The organism is Malaciobacter canalis, from assembly GCF_008000835.1.
Taxonomy (GTDB): domain Bacteria; phylum Campylobacterota; class Campylobacteria; order Campylobacterales; family Arcobacteraceae; genus Malaciobacter; species Malaciobacter canalis.
In genome coordinates this window covers 2557017-2574753 of record NZ_CP042812.1, presented here as the reverse complement: position 1 = coordinate 2574753, position 17737 = coordinate 2557017, and the positions used below count along the sequence as shown (strand labels likewise).

Sequence of the window (17737 nt, the reverse complement as noted above, 5' to 3'; positions counted from 1 at the left end):
TCTATATATTGTATGCTTTTATATTAGATTTTACATAGGAAAAAAAATGTATCAAACCCGTAAGAGTACAAATAAAGGGCTAAGATGACCCTTCTTATTGTATATTTACTAATAGCAATATTAGTTTCATTTTTATGTTCTGTTTTAGAAGCAGTTTTACTTTCAAGTACAAGTAGTTATATAGAGTCTTTATCAAAAAAAGATGATTCAAAAGCAATAAAAATCTTAAAAAAATTAAAATCAGATATTGATAAACCGATTTCTTCAATTTTGATTTTAAATACATTTGCTCATACAATGGGTGCAGCAGGTGTTGGAGCTCAAGCACAAAATCTTTTTGGAGATGAATGGCAAACACTAATAGCTTTTGTTTTAACTTTGATTATTTTATATGTATCTGAAATTATTCCAAAAACTATTGGGGCTATTTATTGGAAAAAACTATTAATTCCATCAGCTTATATAATCTCTTTTTTGATTAAAGTTTCTTATCCTTTAGTTTGGATATCAACTTTTATTACAAATTATATTTCAAAAAATAAAGATTGTAGTAATAATATTTCAAGAGATGAGATTATGACAATTATTGCAATGGGAGAAAAAGAAGGCTCAATTTTATCAAAAGAGAGTACTCTTATTGCAAACTTATTTAAATTAAAAAATGTAAAAGCAAAAGATGTTATGACTCCAAGAAGTGTGGTTTTTGCATTTGATGAAAATACTACTATTAAAGAAGCTATTGATAGTGATAAAATTTATATTTATTCTAGAATACCTGTTTATAAAGATACCATTGATGATATTATAGGAATAGTTTTAAATCAATCAATATTAGAAGAGAGTATTGAAAATAGAGATAATAAAAAAGTAAAAGATATTGCTATGAATGTTTATAAAGTATCTGAAAATATTCCTGTTTCTAATTTGATTGATCTATTTGTAAAGAGAAAAACACATCTATTTGTTGTGACTGATCAATATGGACAAACAAGTGGTATTGTAACACTTGAAGATGTAATTGAGGCACTTTTAGGAGTAGAAATAGTTGATGAATTAGATGAAGTGGAAGATATGCAAATATTTGCAAAAAATAGAAATAGAATTATACAAAATAAGATGATGATTCAAAAAAGGAAAAATAACATATGATGGACACACTATTTGTGTATGGAACTTTAATGCCAAACTGCCCAAATGCACATGTACTAGAAAATATTGTAGGTAAGTTTGTTCCTGCAACAGTTAAAGGAAAACTAATAGATGCAGGTTGGAGTGCAGGAATGGGATATCCTGGAATAAGACTTGAATTAGCAGAAGATACAGTTCATGGTTTTTTGTTTTATTCAAGTAATCTTTTAAATAATTGGGATTATTTAGATGAGTTTGAGGGCGCTGAGTTTATAAGGCAAGAAGTAACTGTTGAAAGATATGATGAATTAGATGTAAATACATATATTTATGTTTTAAAAGATGAAATTGAAGAAGAGTACTAGATTTTATTTGTAACTAAAATATGCACTTTTTTTTATATAATAAAAAAAAACTAAGGATAGCTTATGAAAAAAGTTTTATTTGTTTGTATTCATAATAGTGCAAGAAGTCAAATTGCAGAGGCTTTATTAAAAAAGTATTATGGAGATACCTTTACTGTTTCAAGTGCAGGTTTTGAACCAGCAAGTTTAAATCCAACTGTTATTGAAGTTTTAAAAAATGAAGAAGGTTTGGATATCTCTTCAAATAGTGTAGATTCAGTATTTGATTTTTTTAAGCAAGGTAAGGCTTTTAATTATGTTATTACTGTTTGTGATGAAACAAAAGCTCAAAAATGCCCTTTATTCCCAGGTGTGAATCATAAAATAAACTGGAGTTTCGAAGACCCAAATAGTTTTAAAGGCTCTAAAGAAGAAGTCTATAATAAAGTAAAAAAAGTATATTTAGATATAAAAAATGAGATAATTAAGTTTGCAGAAATAGAAAGAATATAACTATATTTATTAATAAGTTCTTTTTTTCTCACTTTTAGATATAGTTTCAAAAAAAATTATAAGAAAGATATTATCGTGAGTGAGAAAAAATTAGGACTTTTATATGCACTTAGTGCTTTTCTTTTTTGGGGTTTAACTCCAATGTATTACAAGCAAATAACAATGGTTCCTCCATTTGAGATTTTAGCTCATAGGGTTGTCTTTTCTGTTGTGGTGCTTGTGTTTTTACTTTTTATTAGCAAGCAGTTCAATACTTTAAAACCTATTTTTAAAAGTCTTGCAAAGATGAAATATTTGATTTTTGCATCAATTTTAATATCAATTAATTGGTTTACATTTATATATTCAATCTCTGTAAATAAAATAGTTGAAGCAAGCTTGGGATATTTTATTACACCTTTAGTAACAGTTGCTTTAGGATTTTTGATTTTTCAAGAAAGGGTAAATAAAGCACAAGGTATTGCAATTGTTTTAGCAATAATTGCAGTTGTTTATCAGCTTGCAACACTAGGAACAATTCCTATAATTGCACTGACTTTAGCCTTTTCATTTGGATTTTATGGAATGGTTAGAAAAAAAATTGCAATTTCATCTATTCCTGGGCTTTTTATAGAAACAATAGTTATTTTACCAATAGCTTTGATATACTTAAACTTTTTAGTACAAAATGAGCAAAGTGTATTTAATACTTTAAGCTCTTATGATATGACAATACTATCTTTAAGTGGTCTTGTAACAGTAGTTCCTCTTTTATGGTTCAATGCAGCTGCTACTAGAATGAGTTTAACAGCTTTAGGGTTTATTCAGTATATAGGACCAACCGTTGCATTTTTAGTTGCAGTATTTGTATATGATGAGGTTTTAAATGTAAATAAACTTATTACATTTACACTTATTTGGATAGCTTTAGTGATATTTTCACTTGATGGTTTAAAAAGAAGAAAAGCTTAATCTTTTCTTCTTATCTAAATAAAAGCAAAGGTTTTTTCATCTTTGAAAGAACTTTTGATGTAAAACTTCCAAAAATAAACTCTTTTACCCTTGAGTGTCCAAAAGCACCCATTGCTAAAATATCACAACTATTTTCATTAAAATAGTTTATAAGTAAATCTTCACTTGTTCCATCTAAAGTTTTTGTTTCTACTTCATAACCTTTTTTAGAATAGATCTCTTTTGCTTCTTGTAGAAGTGTTGCTGATTCTATTTTATTGGTATTAAGATTTACTATATCTCTTTTTACATCTTTAAATAGTGGGTTATTTGCAGTTTGTTGTAAAAGTTTTTTTGATTCATTTGAACCATTATATGCTACAAGGAGTTTTTTAGGCTCTACATAATCACTGTTTACTAAAAGTACAGGTTTATGTATATTTCTAATAATCTCTTTTACATTATCTCCAATTTCATGCTCTTCTTTGCTTTTAATACCTATTACTAAAGCTTCAATTTCATCTTCAAGTTCTAAAATATTATCAATAACTTCTCCATGAATTTGAGATATAATTACTTCATTGTTACAAGTTTGTGAAGCTCTTTGTTTAAGTTCATTTAAAATCTCTTTTCCTGATTTAATTGCAGATTTACTTTGCTCTTCTTCTTCTTTTGCAAGTTCTTGTAAAATATCATCTCTTTCTCCAAGAACTATACTTCCAGATAAATCAACTTTACTTGAATAATGATTGTGAACAACTATATTTAAAAACTTCAAAGGAAGATTCATATTATTTGAAATCTTAACTGCATAATCACAAGCAGAATAAGAGTAGTTTTTACCATCTACACAACATAATACATAGCCCATTTTAATGTCCTCCCATTACTTTATCAATCTCTTCTGGTTTATCATGAACACCAAATCTATCTATAATAGTTTTACTTGCTTCATTTTGACCTATTACTTCAACTTCTGTTCCCTCACGTCTTAGTTTTATAACTGCTTTATCTAATGCATAAACAGCAGATACATCCCAAAAGTGAGCTCTTGATAAATCTATTACAACTTTATCTAATACTTCTTTAAAATCAAATGTTTCATAGAATTTATCAGCACTATTAAAAAATACTTGTCCTACAAACTCATATGTTTTAACCTCTTTATTTTCATCATATCTAGTGTTACAATACATAAAGTGCGAGATTTTATTAGCAAAGAATAGTGAAGCAAGAAGAACACCTGCAACTACACCATGGGCTAAGTTATGAGTATAAACTGTAACTATTACAGTTACAATCATAACAATATTTGTAGATAATGGTAATGTCTTCAAGTTTTTAATTGAACCCCAATCAAATGTTCCAATTGATACCATAATCATAACAGCAACAAGGGCAGCCATTGGTATAATTGAGATTATATCACTTAAAAATACAACCATAATAAGAAGTAAAAAACCTGCAATAAATGTTGATAATCTTCCTCTACCACCTGATTTGATGTTAATTACTGATTGTCCAATCATAGCACAACCTGCCATACCACCAAAAAAGCCAGAAACAATATTTGCAATACCTTGTCCTTTGCACTCTCTATTCTTGTCACTATTTGTATCTGTTAAATCATCAACAATAGTTGCAGTCATCAAAGATTCAAGTAAACCAACTACAGCTAGTGAAACTGAATAAGGAAAAATTATTTGTAAAGTTTCAAAGTTAAATGGTACATCTGGAATTAAAAATATAGGTAAAGTATCAGGTAGTTTTCCCATATCCTCAACAGTTCTTATGTCAATTCCCATAAAATATACTATTAATGTTAAAATAATAATAGTTACTAAAGGTGAGGGTAAAATAGTTCCAATTTTAGGAATATAAGGAAATAGATAAATAATTGCTAATCCAAGAGCAGTTAATGCATATACATGCCATGTTACATCTATAAGTTCTGGAAGTTGAGCCATGAAGATTAAAATTGCAAGTGCATTTACAAATCCTACAACAACAGCTCTTGGAACAAAACTCATAAATCTTCCAAGTTTAAAATAGCCTGCAATAATTTGAATTAATCCTGTTAATAAAGTCGCAACAAGTAAATATTGAAGACCGTAATCTTTTACTAAATCAACCATAAGTAAAGCCATAGCACCCGTTGCTGCACTAATCATACCAGGACGTCCACCAACAAAAGATATTACAACTGCAATACAAAATGAAGCATAAAGTCCCACTTTTGGATCAACACCTGCAATAATTGAAAATGCAATTGCTTCTGGAATAAGTGCAAGTGCAACAACAATACCAGCTAAGGAATCATTTTTTATGTTTCCAAACCATTCTTCTTTTTTAAAGTACCTTTTTACCATCTAGTTCCTTATTTTTGTTTTATTAAATTGATGTTTAAATAGACTAATTTGTAATGCAATAAATATTATTATGGATTTTATTAAAATATTTTAAAATTGAGTGTTCTTAAAGTAGCCTTAAGATTTTTCGCAATTATATCTAAAAAAACTTTTATATAGGTTAGATTTTACATCCAACCTTTCTTTTTGAAAATATACAAAGGCGTTATAACTGATAGAGCCATTAGTCCAAGGGAAAATAAATATCCATATTCCCATTTTAATTCAGGCATAAGTGCAAAGTTCATACCATATATACTTGCTATTAGAGTAGGAGGAAGAAAGACAACATTTACTATTGTAAATATTTTTACAACTTTAGTTTGTTCAATACTTAAAACGCCAACGAAAACATTTTGTAAGTATTCTAATCTTTCAAAATTAAATTGAGTATAATCAACAAGTGAGCGAATATCTTTAAGCATAATAGAGATATCTTCTTTTATATCTTGTTTGCAAAGATGAGATTTTAGTAGTGAAGCTAAAATTCTTTGTTTATCTTTTAAGTTTTCTATTATTAACATATTTAGTTCTTCAAGTTTTGATATCTTTCCTAAAATATCTTCATCTTTATTTTTATAATCTGTTAATACAAGTCTTCTTAGTTTTGTAATCTCTTTTGAAAGATCTTCTACAATATCAGCAACAGAATCAATTCTAACATCAAGTATAGCGTTTAAAATATCATCACCACTTTTAAAAACTCTAAATCCAGATGAGGCTATTTTCCTAGAAATATCATCAAAAGTTTTTAATTGTGTATATCTAATTGAGATTAAAAGTTCATTTTTTAAAATAAATGAAACAGTTTCATTTTTTGCATAATCTTCTTTAAAGAGTAAAAAGAAACTATTTATTTCTATGCTTTCATTCTCTTCCCAATATCTTGAACTTATTTCGATTTCTTGACTTTCTTGTTTTGTTGGAAATTTTATATCAAAATTATTTTCTACTAACTTTAATACATCTAAAGCTGGAGAAACCATATCAATCCAATAAACATCTTTTAAGTTTTCTAAATCTGATAAGGCTTCAATCCCTAATGGCTGTCTTTTGTCTTTAATATAAAATTTTATCATAAGTAAAGCCTTTTGAACTATTTATTTTAGTAATTCTACAATGAATATAGTTATACTTACTTAAGAATATAAATTTTAAGAAGAACTATTCATTAAAGATATAACTTCTTGTTCATTTAAAAGTTTACCATTTGATTTTACTTTTCCATCAATTACAAGTGCTGGTGTACTCATAACATTGAAACTCATAATTTCTACAACATCTTCAACTTTTTCAACTTCATGAAAACCACCAACTTTTGAAACTGCTTTTTTTACAGTTTCTTCTAAAGCTTTGCATTTAGGACAACCTGTTCCAAGTATTTGTAATTTCATTTTTTATCCTTTTTTGATTTATAATTTTTAATAAAGTTTTATAAAATCGCGTTAAATAAGTACCCAGTTAAAAGTATGGCACCTCCTACAATACCAAAAAATATTGATATTAACTTTATACTTAAAACCCTTTTTAAAATCATAGCTTCTGGAAGACTTAAAGCAACAACAGCCATCATAAAAGATAAGGCAGTTCCTAGAAGCATTCCTTTTTGTGTTAATACTTCGACAAGAGGTAAAATCCCAGCTGCATTACTATACATAGGAATTCCCATAATTACACCAACTATTGGAGCATACCAAGCATTTCCACCTGCATATTTTGTTATAAAATCAGCTGGAATATAGCCATGTATAAATGCACCAATACCAACACCTATAATTACATATAAATATATTTTTCTAAATATATCATCAGTATTTATCCATGCTTCTTTAAGTTTATAAGAAAAAGATTCTTTCTCTTCTTGATATTGTGCATCAATAGGCTTTACTTCAATTAAAACCTCTTTGTCTAAATTCATACTTCCAATAATTAATCCAGCTACAATAGCAATAAGTATTCCAATACCAACATAAAGTAAAGCAATTTTCCAACCAAATAGTGAAAACAGTAAAGCAATAACAACAGCATCACTAAGTGGAGCTGAGATTAAATATGAAAAAGTAACTCCTAAAGGTATTCTAGCTTGTAAAAAACCTAAAAATAAAGGAATTGCACTACAAGAACAAAAAGGGGTGATAACTCCAAAAATTGCAGCTAAAAAATGACCAACAATCTTGTTTTTACCACTAATATACTCTCTTGCTTTTTCAATAGGAAAATAACTTCTTAAAAGTGTAACAATATAAATAATAGTAATTAAAAGTATGAAAATTTTTATAGTATCATAAATAAAAAAGTGTAATGCTTCTCCTAAATGACTACCTTTTTCAAGGTTTAAAATATCAAATACAAATATGGCACTTAAATTTACGAGCCAATCAAACATAAAATCTCCTAATGTAAAGTTTATTTATCAAGATATATTGATAAATTAAAATAATAGTTTTTATAAAAGTGCATGTTTTACTTTAGGAAGTAATATTTCTTCTATTTCTATATATGTTTTTTTAAATGCTTCAAAATCTTTTCCATCTGGATCTTCAAATCCCACATGAATAACTTTAGTTTTTTTAGGAAACATAGGGCAAGTTTCATTTGCATTATCACATACAGTTACTATTAAGTCATACTCATTATCTATTACTGTATCAATTGTTTTTGAATGATACTTCTCTTGCCAAATTTCTTTATCTTCAAGAATTTTTTTAGCATTAGCATTTACTTTTCCACTAGCTTTTACTCCACTAGAATCAGCACTTATCCCATCACATTTTGCATTTATTAAAGCCTCTGCTATGATACTTCTGCAAGAGTTACCTGTGCATAAAATTAAAACTTTTTTTTCCATTTTTTATCCTTTTAAATTAATGTAAGTAGTACTATTAATAGTACTGGGGGTGTTATTATCATACCAAATTTACTGTATTGGGCAAAAGAGATATTTACACCTTTTTTTGCTAAGACATGAAGCCATAATAGCGTAGCTAAGCTACCAAATGGAGTCATTTTTGGTCCTAAGTTACATCCAACTATATTTGCATAAATCATAGCTTGATTTCCAATATCTTCTAAAGCTATATCCATAATCATAATTGTTGGCATATTATTCATAATAGCACTTAAAAATGCTGCAATAAAACCTGTACTTATAACTGCAATGGCATCACCTCTTAAACTTAAATCTTTTAAAACTATTGTCAAATAATCAGTTAATCCTGCATTTTTAAGTCCATAAACAACTATATAAAGTCCAATACTAAACCATACAACTTGCCATGGAGCATCTTTTATAATAGTTTTTGGATTTACTGTTTTTGCAATACTTGCAATTATCAAAAATATTATACCTCCACCTAAAGCAAATAAACTAACAGGTAATCCATAAATATCTCCAATAAAATATCCTACAAGTAAAACTGCTAAAAATAGCCATGAAAAATAGAATAGTTTCATATTTTTAATAGCACTTTTTGGCTCTTTTAAAAGTGATATATCAACACTTTTTGGAATATCTTTTCTTAAAATTAGCCATAAGAAAAATATTGATGCTATTACACTTACAATATAAGGAATAAACATATCAAAGAAATATTGAGCAAATCCTATATTAAAGTAATTAGCAGTAACTATATTTGTAAGATTTGAGAATACAAAAGGTAAAGAGGCACTATCACTTATAAATCCACCAGCAAGTAAAAATGCAATAATAGTTTTTAAATTTAGTTTCAAAATTCTCATTTTTGCAAGTAAAATAGGAGTTAGTATAAGTGCTGCTCCATCATTTGCAAAAAGTGCTGAGACAAAAGCACCCAATAAGATAGAGTAAACAAACATTTTCAAACCATTTCCATTTGAAAATCTTGCCATTTTAAGTGCAGCCCACTCAAAAAATCCTATTTCATCAAGTACTAAAGAAAGAATAATAATACCTATAAATGCTAAAGTTGCATCCCACACTATACTTGTAACAATTTGTACATCACTAAAACTTACAACACCAGCTATTAAAGCAATTATTGCTCCAATTACAGCGGTTGTCCCTATTTGTAAACCTTTTGGTTGCCAAATAACAAAAATAAGAGTTACTAGAAAAATTCCACTTGCTAATATCATATATTTGCTCCTTCTTTTTCATTTGAGCAACTTTTTTTAAGTATTGGTATATTTAACTCAAGATAACTAATCTCTTTTAAAATAGATTGTCTAAATTCATCCATTGGAGTTCTTATATCATAATAAGCCCATCTTCCTTTTCTTTCAACACTTAAAAAACCAGCTTCTTTTAATATTTTCAAGTGTCTTGAAACTCTTGATTGAATCATATCAAAAGAGTTTTCTATATCACAAACACAAACTTGTTTATTAATATCAATAAAGTTTAAAATTCGTAATCTTGTCTCATCATTTACTGCGCTTATTGTTTTTAAAAAAGTATCCATTTAGACTCCTTACCAAATTATAACATATTAATATTTATATATCAAGATATATTGATGTAATTTTACTTTTTATATAGCTTTAGCAAAATTAAAGAATATTTAATTAAAATCTTGTTTATTTTATGACTATTAAGGTTGATATGAAAAATTATTTTAAAATTAAAATAGCATTTTTATTTGTTGTTTTTTGTAATGTATTCGTGGATATTTCCCATAAGATTATTCTTCAAAATATTGCATTTAAGGTTTTTGATGGCTCTACTCAAGTTTTTTGGATATCTATAATAAATCTTTTAATAATCATCCCTTTTATATTATTGTTTTCTTTTAGTGGATACTTAAGCGATAGATTCAATAAGCGAGATATTTTAGTTTATGGAGCATTTTCTTCTTTTGCTTTAAGTTTATTGATACTTCTTGCATATATGTTTTCAAGTTTTTACTTAGCAATGTTTTTTCTTTTTTGTTTAGCTATTCAAAGTGCTATTTATTCACCTGCAAAGTTTGGAATAATAATAGATATTTATGGTAAAAATAATATTGCTTTAGGAAACTCTCATTTACAAGCTATTTCTATTATTGCAATTTTATTTACTATGGCTGTTTTTTCTTATATTTTTGAAACTTTTTATACTACATATAATTTAAGTATTCTTACAAATCAAAATGAACTGTTAAATAGTGTAATGCCACTTGCTTTTTGTATTGTACCTATTGCTTTTTTAGAGCTTACAGTATCATTTTTAGTATTGAAAAAATTAAAAGTAAATAAAAAAAGAAAAGCTTATGCTTTTGATTTAAAAAGATATATAAAAGGTGACTTACTTGCAAAAAATATAAAGCATATTACATCAAATCATATAATATCATTATCGATTATAGGTCTTAGTGTTTTTTGGGCAGTTTCACAAGGTATGCTTGCTGTATTTCCATCTTATGCAAAACAGTATTTAAATATACAAGATGTATTTATAATAAATATGATTTTAGCTTCAAGTGGTGTAGGAATTGCATTGGGAGCATTTTTTTATTCAAAGTATTCAAGACACTACATTGAAGTAGGAACCATTCCTATTTCAGCCATATTTATGGCAACAACAATTTTTACTTCTACTTTACTTCAAACACCAACACAACTAATAATAAATTTTATAATTTTTGGATTTTTTGGAGGTTTGTTTATTGTTCCTTTAAATTCATTAATTCAATTTAATAGTAAAAGAGTAAAGCTTGGAACTATTTTAGCAGGAAGCAATTGGCTTCAATCAATTTTCATGTTTGCAATTTTAGTTATGACAACTATTGTTTCGTATTATAATTTAGATACTTTATATACAATTTATATTTTGCTTGCAATTACTATTATTGGTGCTTTTTATACAGTTATATCAATCCCTCAATCTATGATTCTATTTTTTTTAAAATTTATTGTTGGGTTAAAGTACAAGCTTGAAGTTAGTGGAGTTGATAATATTGATTCAAATAAAGGAGTTTTACTTTTAGGAAATCATGTTTCATGGATTGATTGGGCAATAATTTACATGGCAACTCCAAGAGATATAAAGTTTGTAATGGAAAAATCAATTTATGAAAAGTGGTATTTAAACTGGCTTTTGAAGTTTTTTAATGCCATATCTATTTCTAGTTATTCAAGCAAAAAAAGCTTTTCAATAATTGCAAATGAACTTGATAAGAAAAATGTAGTAGTGATTTTTCCAGAAGGAGCAATTACTAGAAATGGTCATTTAGGAGAGTTTAAAAAAGGTTTTGAAAGAATTTTATCTTTAACTACACAAGATGTAGATGTGGTGGCTTTTTATATAAGAGGATTGTGGGAGAGTATGTTCTCAAGAGCAAATAAAAAATTTATTCAAAATAGAAGAACAAATTTAGTTACAGTTTCCTTTTCAAAGCCTATACCAAAAGATAAAGCAAATGCAAATAGAATAAAAAATGAGGTTTTGGATTTATCTACTACGGCTTGGGTAGAGCATATAAAAAATATGCAAACTGTTCCTTGTGAAATTTTTGATAGATTAAAGCAAGTAAAAACAAAAACTATAATTACAGATTCAACAGGACTTACATTAAGTGCATATAAGTTTCTAACAGTTTCAATACTTTTTAAAAATCTTTTTAAAAAGTATGAAGAGAGTAGCATAGCTGTTATGCTTCCTGCAAGTGCTACTGGAAGTTTTATAAATACAGCTTTATTAATGCTTGGAAAAAAAGTAATAAATGTAAACTATACAAGCTCTTTTAAAGTAGTTGTAAATTCACTTAAAAAAGCAGAAGCAAAAAGAGTAATAACCTCTAAAAAGTTTTTAGAAAAATTAAAGGACAAGGGAATAAATCTTGATGAATTAGAAAATAATTTTGAACTTACTATATTAGAAGAAGAGAAAAAAAAGTTATCTAAGATAAAAGGCTTAATAACTTTATCAAGTGTAGTTATTCTTCCAAGTTTTATATTGAAAACTTTTCATATAAAAAAAATAAAAAAAGATTCAACAGCACTTATTATGTTTAGTAGTGGAAGTGAAGATACTCCAAAAGCAATTGAATTAAGTCATGATAATATTGTTGGAAACTGTTCACAAATTGCAAATGTTTTAAATGTAAAAGATGATGATATTATTTTAGGTTCATTACCTCTTTTCCATGCTTTTGGAACAGTTGTAACAACTTTTTTACCTTTAATGGAAGGAGTTTTCACAGTTTGTAGTGCAGACCCAACTGATGGTCAAACTATTGCAAAACAAGTTAGTAAATATAAGGTTACTATTATGTGTGGAACTTCTACTTTTTTTAGACTTTATACAAAAAATAGAAAAATAAATCCTTTAATGTTTGAGTCTTTAAGGTTTGTAATAGCAGGTGCAGAAAAATTAAGTGAAAAAGTTGCAAATGAGTTTTATCAAAAGTTTAATAAGCAGATTTTAGAAGGTTATGGGACAACTGAAACTTCACCTGTTGCAGCTTGTAATTTACCTGATATTGTTGCTTCTGATTTTAGTATTCAAAAAGGAACATTAAAAGGAAGCGTTGGTATGCCAATACCTGGAACTATGATAAAAATTGTTAATCCTAAAACTTTCGAACCTTTGAAAGTCGAAGAAGAAGGAATGGTTTTAATAAGTGGTATTCAGGTTATGAAAGGCTATTTAAATGATAAAGAAAAAACAAAAAGTGTATTAAAACAAATAGATGGTAGAACTTGGTATATTACAGGAGATAAAGGCAAAATAAATAGTGAAGGATTTTTGAGCATTGTTGATAGATATTCAAGGTTTGCAAAGCTTGGTGGAGAGATGATAAGCCTATCTTTTATAGAAAGAAAAATTGAAAAACTCATTGATGATGATGTTGAAATTGTGGCAAGTGCTATGAAAGATGAAAAAAAAGGAGAGAAAATAGTTTTGCTTTTAAGTAATATCTCTTCTTTAAAACTTCAAGAGTTAAAGCAAAAAATTAAAAACTCTTTTGATAATAAACTTTTAATTCCAAGTGAATATAAAGTAGTAGAACAAATACCAAGACTTGGTAGTGGAAAGATGGATTTTAAAGCTGTATCTAAATTGGCTTCAAATGAAGATTAATCTTCATTTGAGCAAATAAGATTGATAATTTCATCTTGTTTCCCACAAAAAGTTCCATTTTTCTCAATCAAAATTAAATCTCTTGTGTAATTTTTAGTACTAGCAAGTTTAGCACTTTCAATCTCGATATTAAAATCATCAAATATTTTTGCAATATAAGCAAAAAGACCCTTTTGATCTTTTGTTTTTACTTGTAGTGAAGCTAGGTATGGACTATGATTGCAGTTTGCAATAACTTCACTTTTTTTGATAACAGGTTTTTTAGTTTTTGTTATCTTACTCATATCAAATGAACTTTCAATTATTTGTTTAACAAGCTCAATATCTCCTTGGTCAACTTTTTCACTAAAAGTAATCTCAAAAGCTTTTTTCTCATCATAAAGTTTAAAAATATTCATACTGAAAATATTTAAAAACTCTAATTTACCAAGTAAAAAACCTAAATTTAAAGGAATTTTTCTAATTATTCTAATAACCAATTGTTCATCATTTGTGATTTTATAAATATAGCTATTTACATCTTTTGCTTTTATTGCAATATCTAAAATATCTTCAGCTTTTAATCTTAAGAAAATTTGGTTTGAAGCAATATATTTAATTTTTCTTTTCATAAGATTTGATAACTCTTTGTATCTTTTTAAATTTTTAATCGTATTGATTTTTGCAACTCTTCTTGAACTCTCTTTTAGTAATTCAAGATTTTCAAAAGCTGGTAATGATTGGAAATAAAGCTCTTTTAAAAGTGATGCCGTTGAGCTATTAAATACATTTTTACCAACTGCTGAGATATCGGCATAAGTTAAAACATAAAGCATTTTTAGCATTTTTCTTGTTTTTACAATTCCTGTAAATGCTAAAATTATTCTTTCAGAGTATATATCTTCATTTTTAGCATAAGCACTCATTTTATTATGATATCTTACTAATTGACTTGCCATTTGTACTTGTTTACTATCAAAGTCTAAAGAAAGTAAAAAGTTTTTTGAGAGTTTTTCTCCTGCTTCATGATGGTCAACTGTTCTTCCTTTCCCTACATCATGCAAAAGTGAAGCAAGTTTTGTAATTGATTTTTCACTAGGAGTTAATGAATCATAAATCTCTTTGACAAATGCATCTTCAATATTTTCAATCTTTTTTAAAGTTTTTATTGAGTGTATATCAACTGGATGTTGATGATATCCATCAAATTGAGGTTGATTTATTATCTTTTTTGTAATAGGTATTATTGTTTGGAATAAATTTGAATTATATAAAAGTTTTATTATTGGATATAAAGATGTTTTTAATAGCAAAGTTTTAATATTTTTCTTTAACTCTTTTGTTTGTTTTGTAGGAACTTTGATTTTACTAGCATAATAAATATAAGATCTATCAAAAGATTTAACTTCTTTTGGTAAAGATATTAACTCTTTTAAAAATAGATTTAAACTTACAGGTTTTCTATGAAAAGATGTATAAATTTTGCCCTCAAATAAATAAAGATTCTTTTTAAGTCTTGTACTTTTTAATAGTTTTAATTCAGTGTTTTCTTTTAGTAAAACTCTTGCAAACTTTTTTACCATTACAGTGGAGAAAAAATGAATATTATGCAATGAGTACAAAAGTTTTGACATGCATTGTCTCTCTTTTGTATATCGTGGTTTATTTACAAATCCAAGTTTTGAGCTAAGCTCTGGTAATACATCAAAGTTTACAACATCTAATTTTCTTTTTGATATATTATGAAGTGCATTTCTAACTTGAAAAATATACTCCAATGAACTTCTATATATTTTGTGTTCTTCTTCTGTTATCTCTTTTCCTATTAAGTCTTTAGTATTTTGTGTGCCATAAAGAATATATGACATCCAAGAAATCATATTTGATTCTCTAAGTCCTCCATATCCATCTTTTATATTTGGCTCCATTTTTAGTGGATATTTTAATAGTCTTTGTTTATGTTCTTCAAGTTTTTCAATTACAAAATCTTTTATATCTGTTTTTCTAATATTATTTAAAGTATTTTCATAAGCAAACCAAAGATATTTTGAACCACAAATTACTCTTGATTCAATGATTGAAGTTTTTATTGTAATATCTTCTTTTACTGCATCTTCTATTTCATTTAGTTCATGAACTCTTGAACCCAATTTTAATCCACAATCCCAAGCAAGAGTGATAAAATCCTCCATAATCTCTTTTAAATTATAACCTTTAATATCCTCATAAAGTATCATCAAATCAATATCAGAATAGATACAAAGTTGTTCTCTTCCATAACTTCCAAGGGCAACTAAAGTAATAGGAATAGATGTACTCATAGGTTGATATGAACCAAAATGCTTTCTTAGAATATATTTATATAAAGAAGTTAAAAATTTATCTGTATGTTTTGTATTTTTTACAAAAAAATCTTTTCCACCAGTAGTATCAAGCACAATATCTATTGATTTTTTGTACTCTTTTATATGATTTTTAAATACCTTTGATATCTCAAAATCACTTGCATTATTTGAGATCAACTCTTCTACTTTTAAATTAACTTCATTTAAATTAAATTCACTAATCATAATAACTCTTTATGTATATCTAGTTTTTTTCTTAAGGTGATTCTATTTAATCCCAAATATTTTGCCATTTGAACTTGAGATTTATATTTTTTCTTGGCTGCTTTTAATAAAGGTACTTCAAAAAGATACAAAAAATCTTTATAAGAGTTTTCTCCTTGTAAGTTTGTAAACATATAGTTTTCTAAAAACATTAAAATCTCATCTTCTCCTACTGTTTCAAAAAGATAGGAAAAATATATAGACTTTCTTAAACTATGCGCATTTTTATTTGTATTTAGCATAAGTTTTGAAGGAAGTATCTTCTCAGTTCTTAAAACTGTACTTGCTTCATTTGAAAACTTTTGAGTTAGTAGTTTTAAATCATCTTCTCTTTGATTTAAAGGTGGAATTGAAAGGGTAATAGAGAAAAAATCATTTAATTTTGGATTTAGTTTTTTTGCTTGTGTTGTTGCAATTATTCTAATCTCATTCTCTTCTATCCAAGATAAAAGAAGATCAACATTGGTTAGTTCTTCAATTTTTTCTATAATAATAGTTTGTTTATTAATATCTAAAACTTTTTGAGAAATATCTTTTTGAAGTTCATAGCATGTAAATATTTTTGCATCAGGAGTTATAAACTTTGCTAAAGTTTTCTTTCCTACTCCTGTTTCCCCATATATTAAAGCGTGAATATTTACAGCTTGTAAAAGTTTTGCTGAATTTAAAATCTCTTTAGAGTTTGATGATGCGGCTATAAACTCTTGCATTTTTTATCCTTTACTTTTTCTTTTTATCTAAATAAACAAATATTGCTAAAGCAACTAAGATTATTGATACACCAGAGATTAAATATAATGCATTAATCATCTCTTCATATCCATCAATAGCTATTTTAAATACAACAATTAAAGCTTCAATCGATAAAGCAATAATAATAGTAATTAAAAATTTTGTTATCATTTTTGTTTCAACTCTTGAACTTTTTGCGTAAGATTTGAAAAATACCTCTTGTTCTAAAATGGTTTTTGCTAAATCAAAAATAGCCATACCTAAAGTAAGTGCTATTATTGGTTTAAACATAAACTCTAATTTAATATCTTGATTTTGAAATAAATATAATACAAAATCATATAATGAAAATAAGATTGTAATTACTGCTAGTGTAATCATTGAAAAGCCTACAAAAAGATAAAAACTTCTTGTCATAGCATGAAAAGGTTTATGCAGTTCAATTAAATTTAATTTTTCAAGTAAGATATCCAATCTAAAATCTAAAAATATAATTTCATCATCTTCTTTAATTGATACTGTAATACAGTTATTTCTAGTGGCACTACTTATATAAGGTTTTGAAAAAGCTATATGATTATTTTTTAATTCAAGTTTTGAAATTAAATGTGATCTATCTTTATCTTTACCTCTATTATCGGTTTTATTCTTATAAATATCATCTGAAGTTTGATGCTTTGTATTTTTATCTACAATATATACTAATTCAAGTGAAGGAAAAAGATTAAATAGTTGTGCAAAATTTATTTTTTTATGTGAAGATAATCTTCCTATATTTCTTAAACTCTCTTGTAGAAAATAATCAACTTTATCTTGGTTCTCTTCATATACTTCTAAAAACTCTCTCATTAGTACTCCTTTTGATACTTTAATAATACTAAAATTAAAAGCTATTTATATTATAAAGTATGTATAAAAACTATTCAATTGTATATAAATTAATTTTATTTGTAAAGGTCTTAAATAAAAGATTTAAAATTAAATGAATAAAAAATATATAATATATTGTATATAAAATATACACTAAGTATGTTTACAATCTAAAATTTATATTTT

Annotated in this window: 16 protein-coding genes; 5 read left to right on the top strand and 11 right to left on the bottom strand. The window is 26.5% G+C overall.

Going from position 1 to position 17737, the window contains the following annotated elements:
• The first annotated feature begins 84 nt into the window (after positions 1-84).
• The 4 genes from ACAN_RS12800 (at position 85) to rarD (ending at position 2936) form a co-directional block, all read left to right on the top strand.
• Positions 85-1149, top strand: coding sequence for a CNNM domain-containing protein (locus ACAN_RS12800; protein WP_099333749.1), 1065 nt, complete (start codon positions 85-87; stop codon positions 1147-1149).
• Positions 1146-1493 carry a gamma-glutamylcyclotransferase family protein gene (locus tag ACAN_RS12795; protein ID WP_099333748.1) on the top strand — a complete coding sequence of 116 codons (348 nt, stop codon included), beginning with the start codon at positions 1146-1148 and terminating at the stop codon, positions 1491-1493. Before ACAN_RS12800 ends, ACAN_RS12795 begins: the two co-directional genes overlap by 4 nt.
• Before the next feature lie 63 nt (positions 1494-1556).
• Complete coding sequence (locus ACAN_RS12790; RefSeq protein WP_099333747.1) at positions 1557-1985, top strand: arsenate reductase ArsC; 429 nt, start codon at positions 1557-1559, stop codon at positions 1983-1985.
• 75 nt (positions 1986-2060) lie between these two features.
• The gene (rarD, locus tag ACAN_RS12785) at positions 2061-2936 is read left to right on the top strand and encodes an EamA family transporter RarD (RefSeq protein ID WP_099333746.1); all 876 of its coding nucleotides are present in this window, start codon (positions 2061-2063) and stop codon (positions 2934-2936) included.
• 10 nt (positions 2937-2946) lie between these two features.
• Here the strand turns inward: rarD and ACAN_RS12780 are convergent, their stop codons facing one another.
• The 8 genes from ACAN_RS12780 to ACAN_RS12745 form a co-directional block, all read right to left on the bottom strand.
• Complete coding sequence (locus tag ACAN_RS12780; RefSeq protein ID WP_099333745.1) at positions 2947-3786, bottom strand: universal stress protein; 840 nt, start codon at positions 3784-3786, stop codon at positions 2947-2949.
• 1 nt (position 3787) lies between these two features.
• A complete protein-coding gene (locus tag ACAN_RS12775) occupies positions 3788-5284 on the bottom strand; it encodes a SulP family inorganic anion transporter (protein WP_099333744.1) in 1497 nt (498 codons plus the stop codon).
• A 167-nt stretch (positions 5285-5451) separates the two neighbouring features.
• Positions 5452-6402, bottom strand: a complete 951-nt coding sequence (corA, locus tag ACAN_RS12770) for a magnesium/cobalt transporter CorA (RefSeq protein WP_079577713.1) — start codon at positions 6400-6402, stop codon at positions 5452-5454.
• Positions 6403-6477: 75 nt separating this feature from the next.
• Complete coding sequence (locus ACAN_RS12765; protein WP_099333743.1) at positions 6478-6717, bottom strand: thioredoxin family protein; 240 nt, start codon at positions 6715-6717, stop codon at positions 6478-6480.
• Between the two features lie 38 nt (positions 6718-6755).
• Positions 6756-7709: a permease gene (locus tag ACAN_RS12760; RefSeq protein WP_099333742.1), complete on the bottom strand. Its 954-nt coding sequence runs from the start codon at positions 7707-7709 to the stop codon at positions 6756-6758.
• Positions 7710-7769: 60 nt separating this feature from the next.
• A complete protein-coding gene (locus ACAN_RS12755; RefSeq protein ID WP_099333741.1) occupies positions 7770-8171 on the bottom strand; it encodes an arsenate reductase ArsC in 402 nt (133 codons plus the stop codon).
• Positions 8172-8182: 11 nt separating this feature from the next.
• Positions 8183-9436, bottom strand: a complete 1254-nt coding sequence (locus tag ACAN_RS12750) for an arsenic transporter (protein WP_099333740.1) — start codon at positions 9434-9436, stop codon at positions 8183-8185.
• Positions 9433-9762 (bottom strand): ArsR/SmtB family transcription factor, encoded by a 330-nt coding sequence (locus ACAN_RS12745; RefSeq protein ID WP_099333739.1) that lies wholly within the window; start codon positions 9760-9762, stop codon positions 9433-9435. The genes ACAN_RS12750 and ACAN_RS12745 overlap by 4 nt, the downstream gene beginning before the upstream one ends.
• 140 nt (positions 9763-9902) lie before the next feature.
• On the opposite strand from ACAN_RS12745, the gene ACAN_RS12740 reads away from it, so the two are divergent.
• Entirely contained in the window at positions 9903-13361 is a 3459-nt protein-coding gene (locus tag ACAN_RS12740) for an acyl-[ACP]--phospholipid O-acyltransferase (protein WP_099333738.1), read from the top strand.
• Here the strand turns inward: ACAN_RS12740 and ACAN_RS12735 are convergent.
• The 3 genes from ACAN_RS12735 to ACAN_RS12725 are packed head-to-tail and all read right to left on the bottom strand — an operon-like array spanning position 13358 to position 17530.
• Positions 13358-15910, bottom strand: coding sequence for a [protein-PII] uridylyltransferase family protein (locus ACAN_RS12735; RefSeq protein ID WP_099333737.1), 2553 nt, complete (start codon positions 15908-15910; stop codon positions 13358-13360). The genes ACAN_RS12740 and ACAN_RS12735 overlap by 4 nt on opposite strands.
• The gene (locus tag ACAN_RS12730; RefSeq protein WP_099333736.1) at positions 15907-16659 is read right to left on the bottom strand and encodes a sigma 54-interacting transcriptional regulator; all 753 of its coding nucleotides are present in this window, start codon (positions 16657-16659) and stop codon (positions 15907-15909) included. The genes ACAN_RS12735 and ACAN_RS12730 overlap by 4 nt, the downstream gene beginning before the upstream one ends.
• A 10-nt stretch (positions 16660-16669) precedes the next feature.
• Positions 16670-17530 (bottom strand): hypothetical protein, encoded by an 861-nt coding sequence (locus ACAN_RS12725; protein WP_079577704.1) that lies wholly within the window; start codon positions 17528-17530, stop codon positions 16670-16672.
• Positions 17531-17737 lie beyond the last annotated feature (207 nt).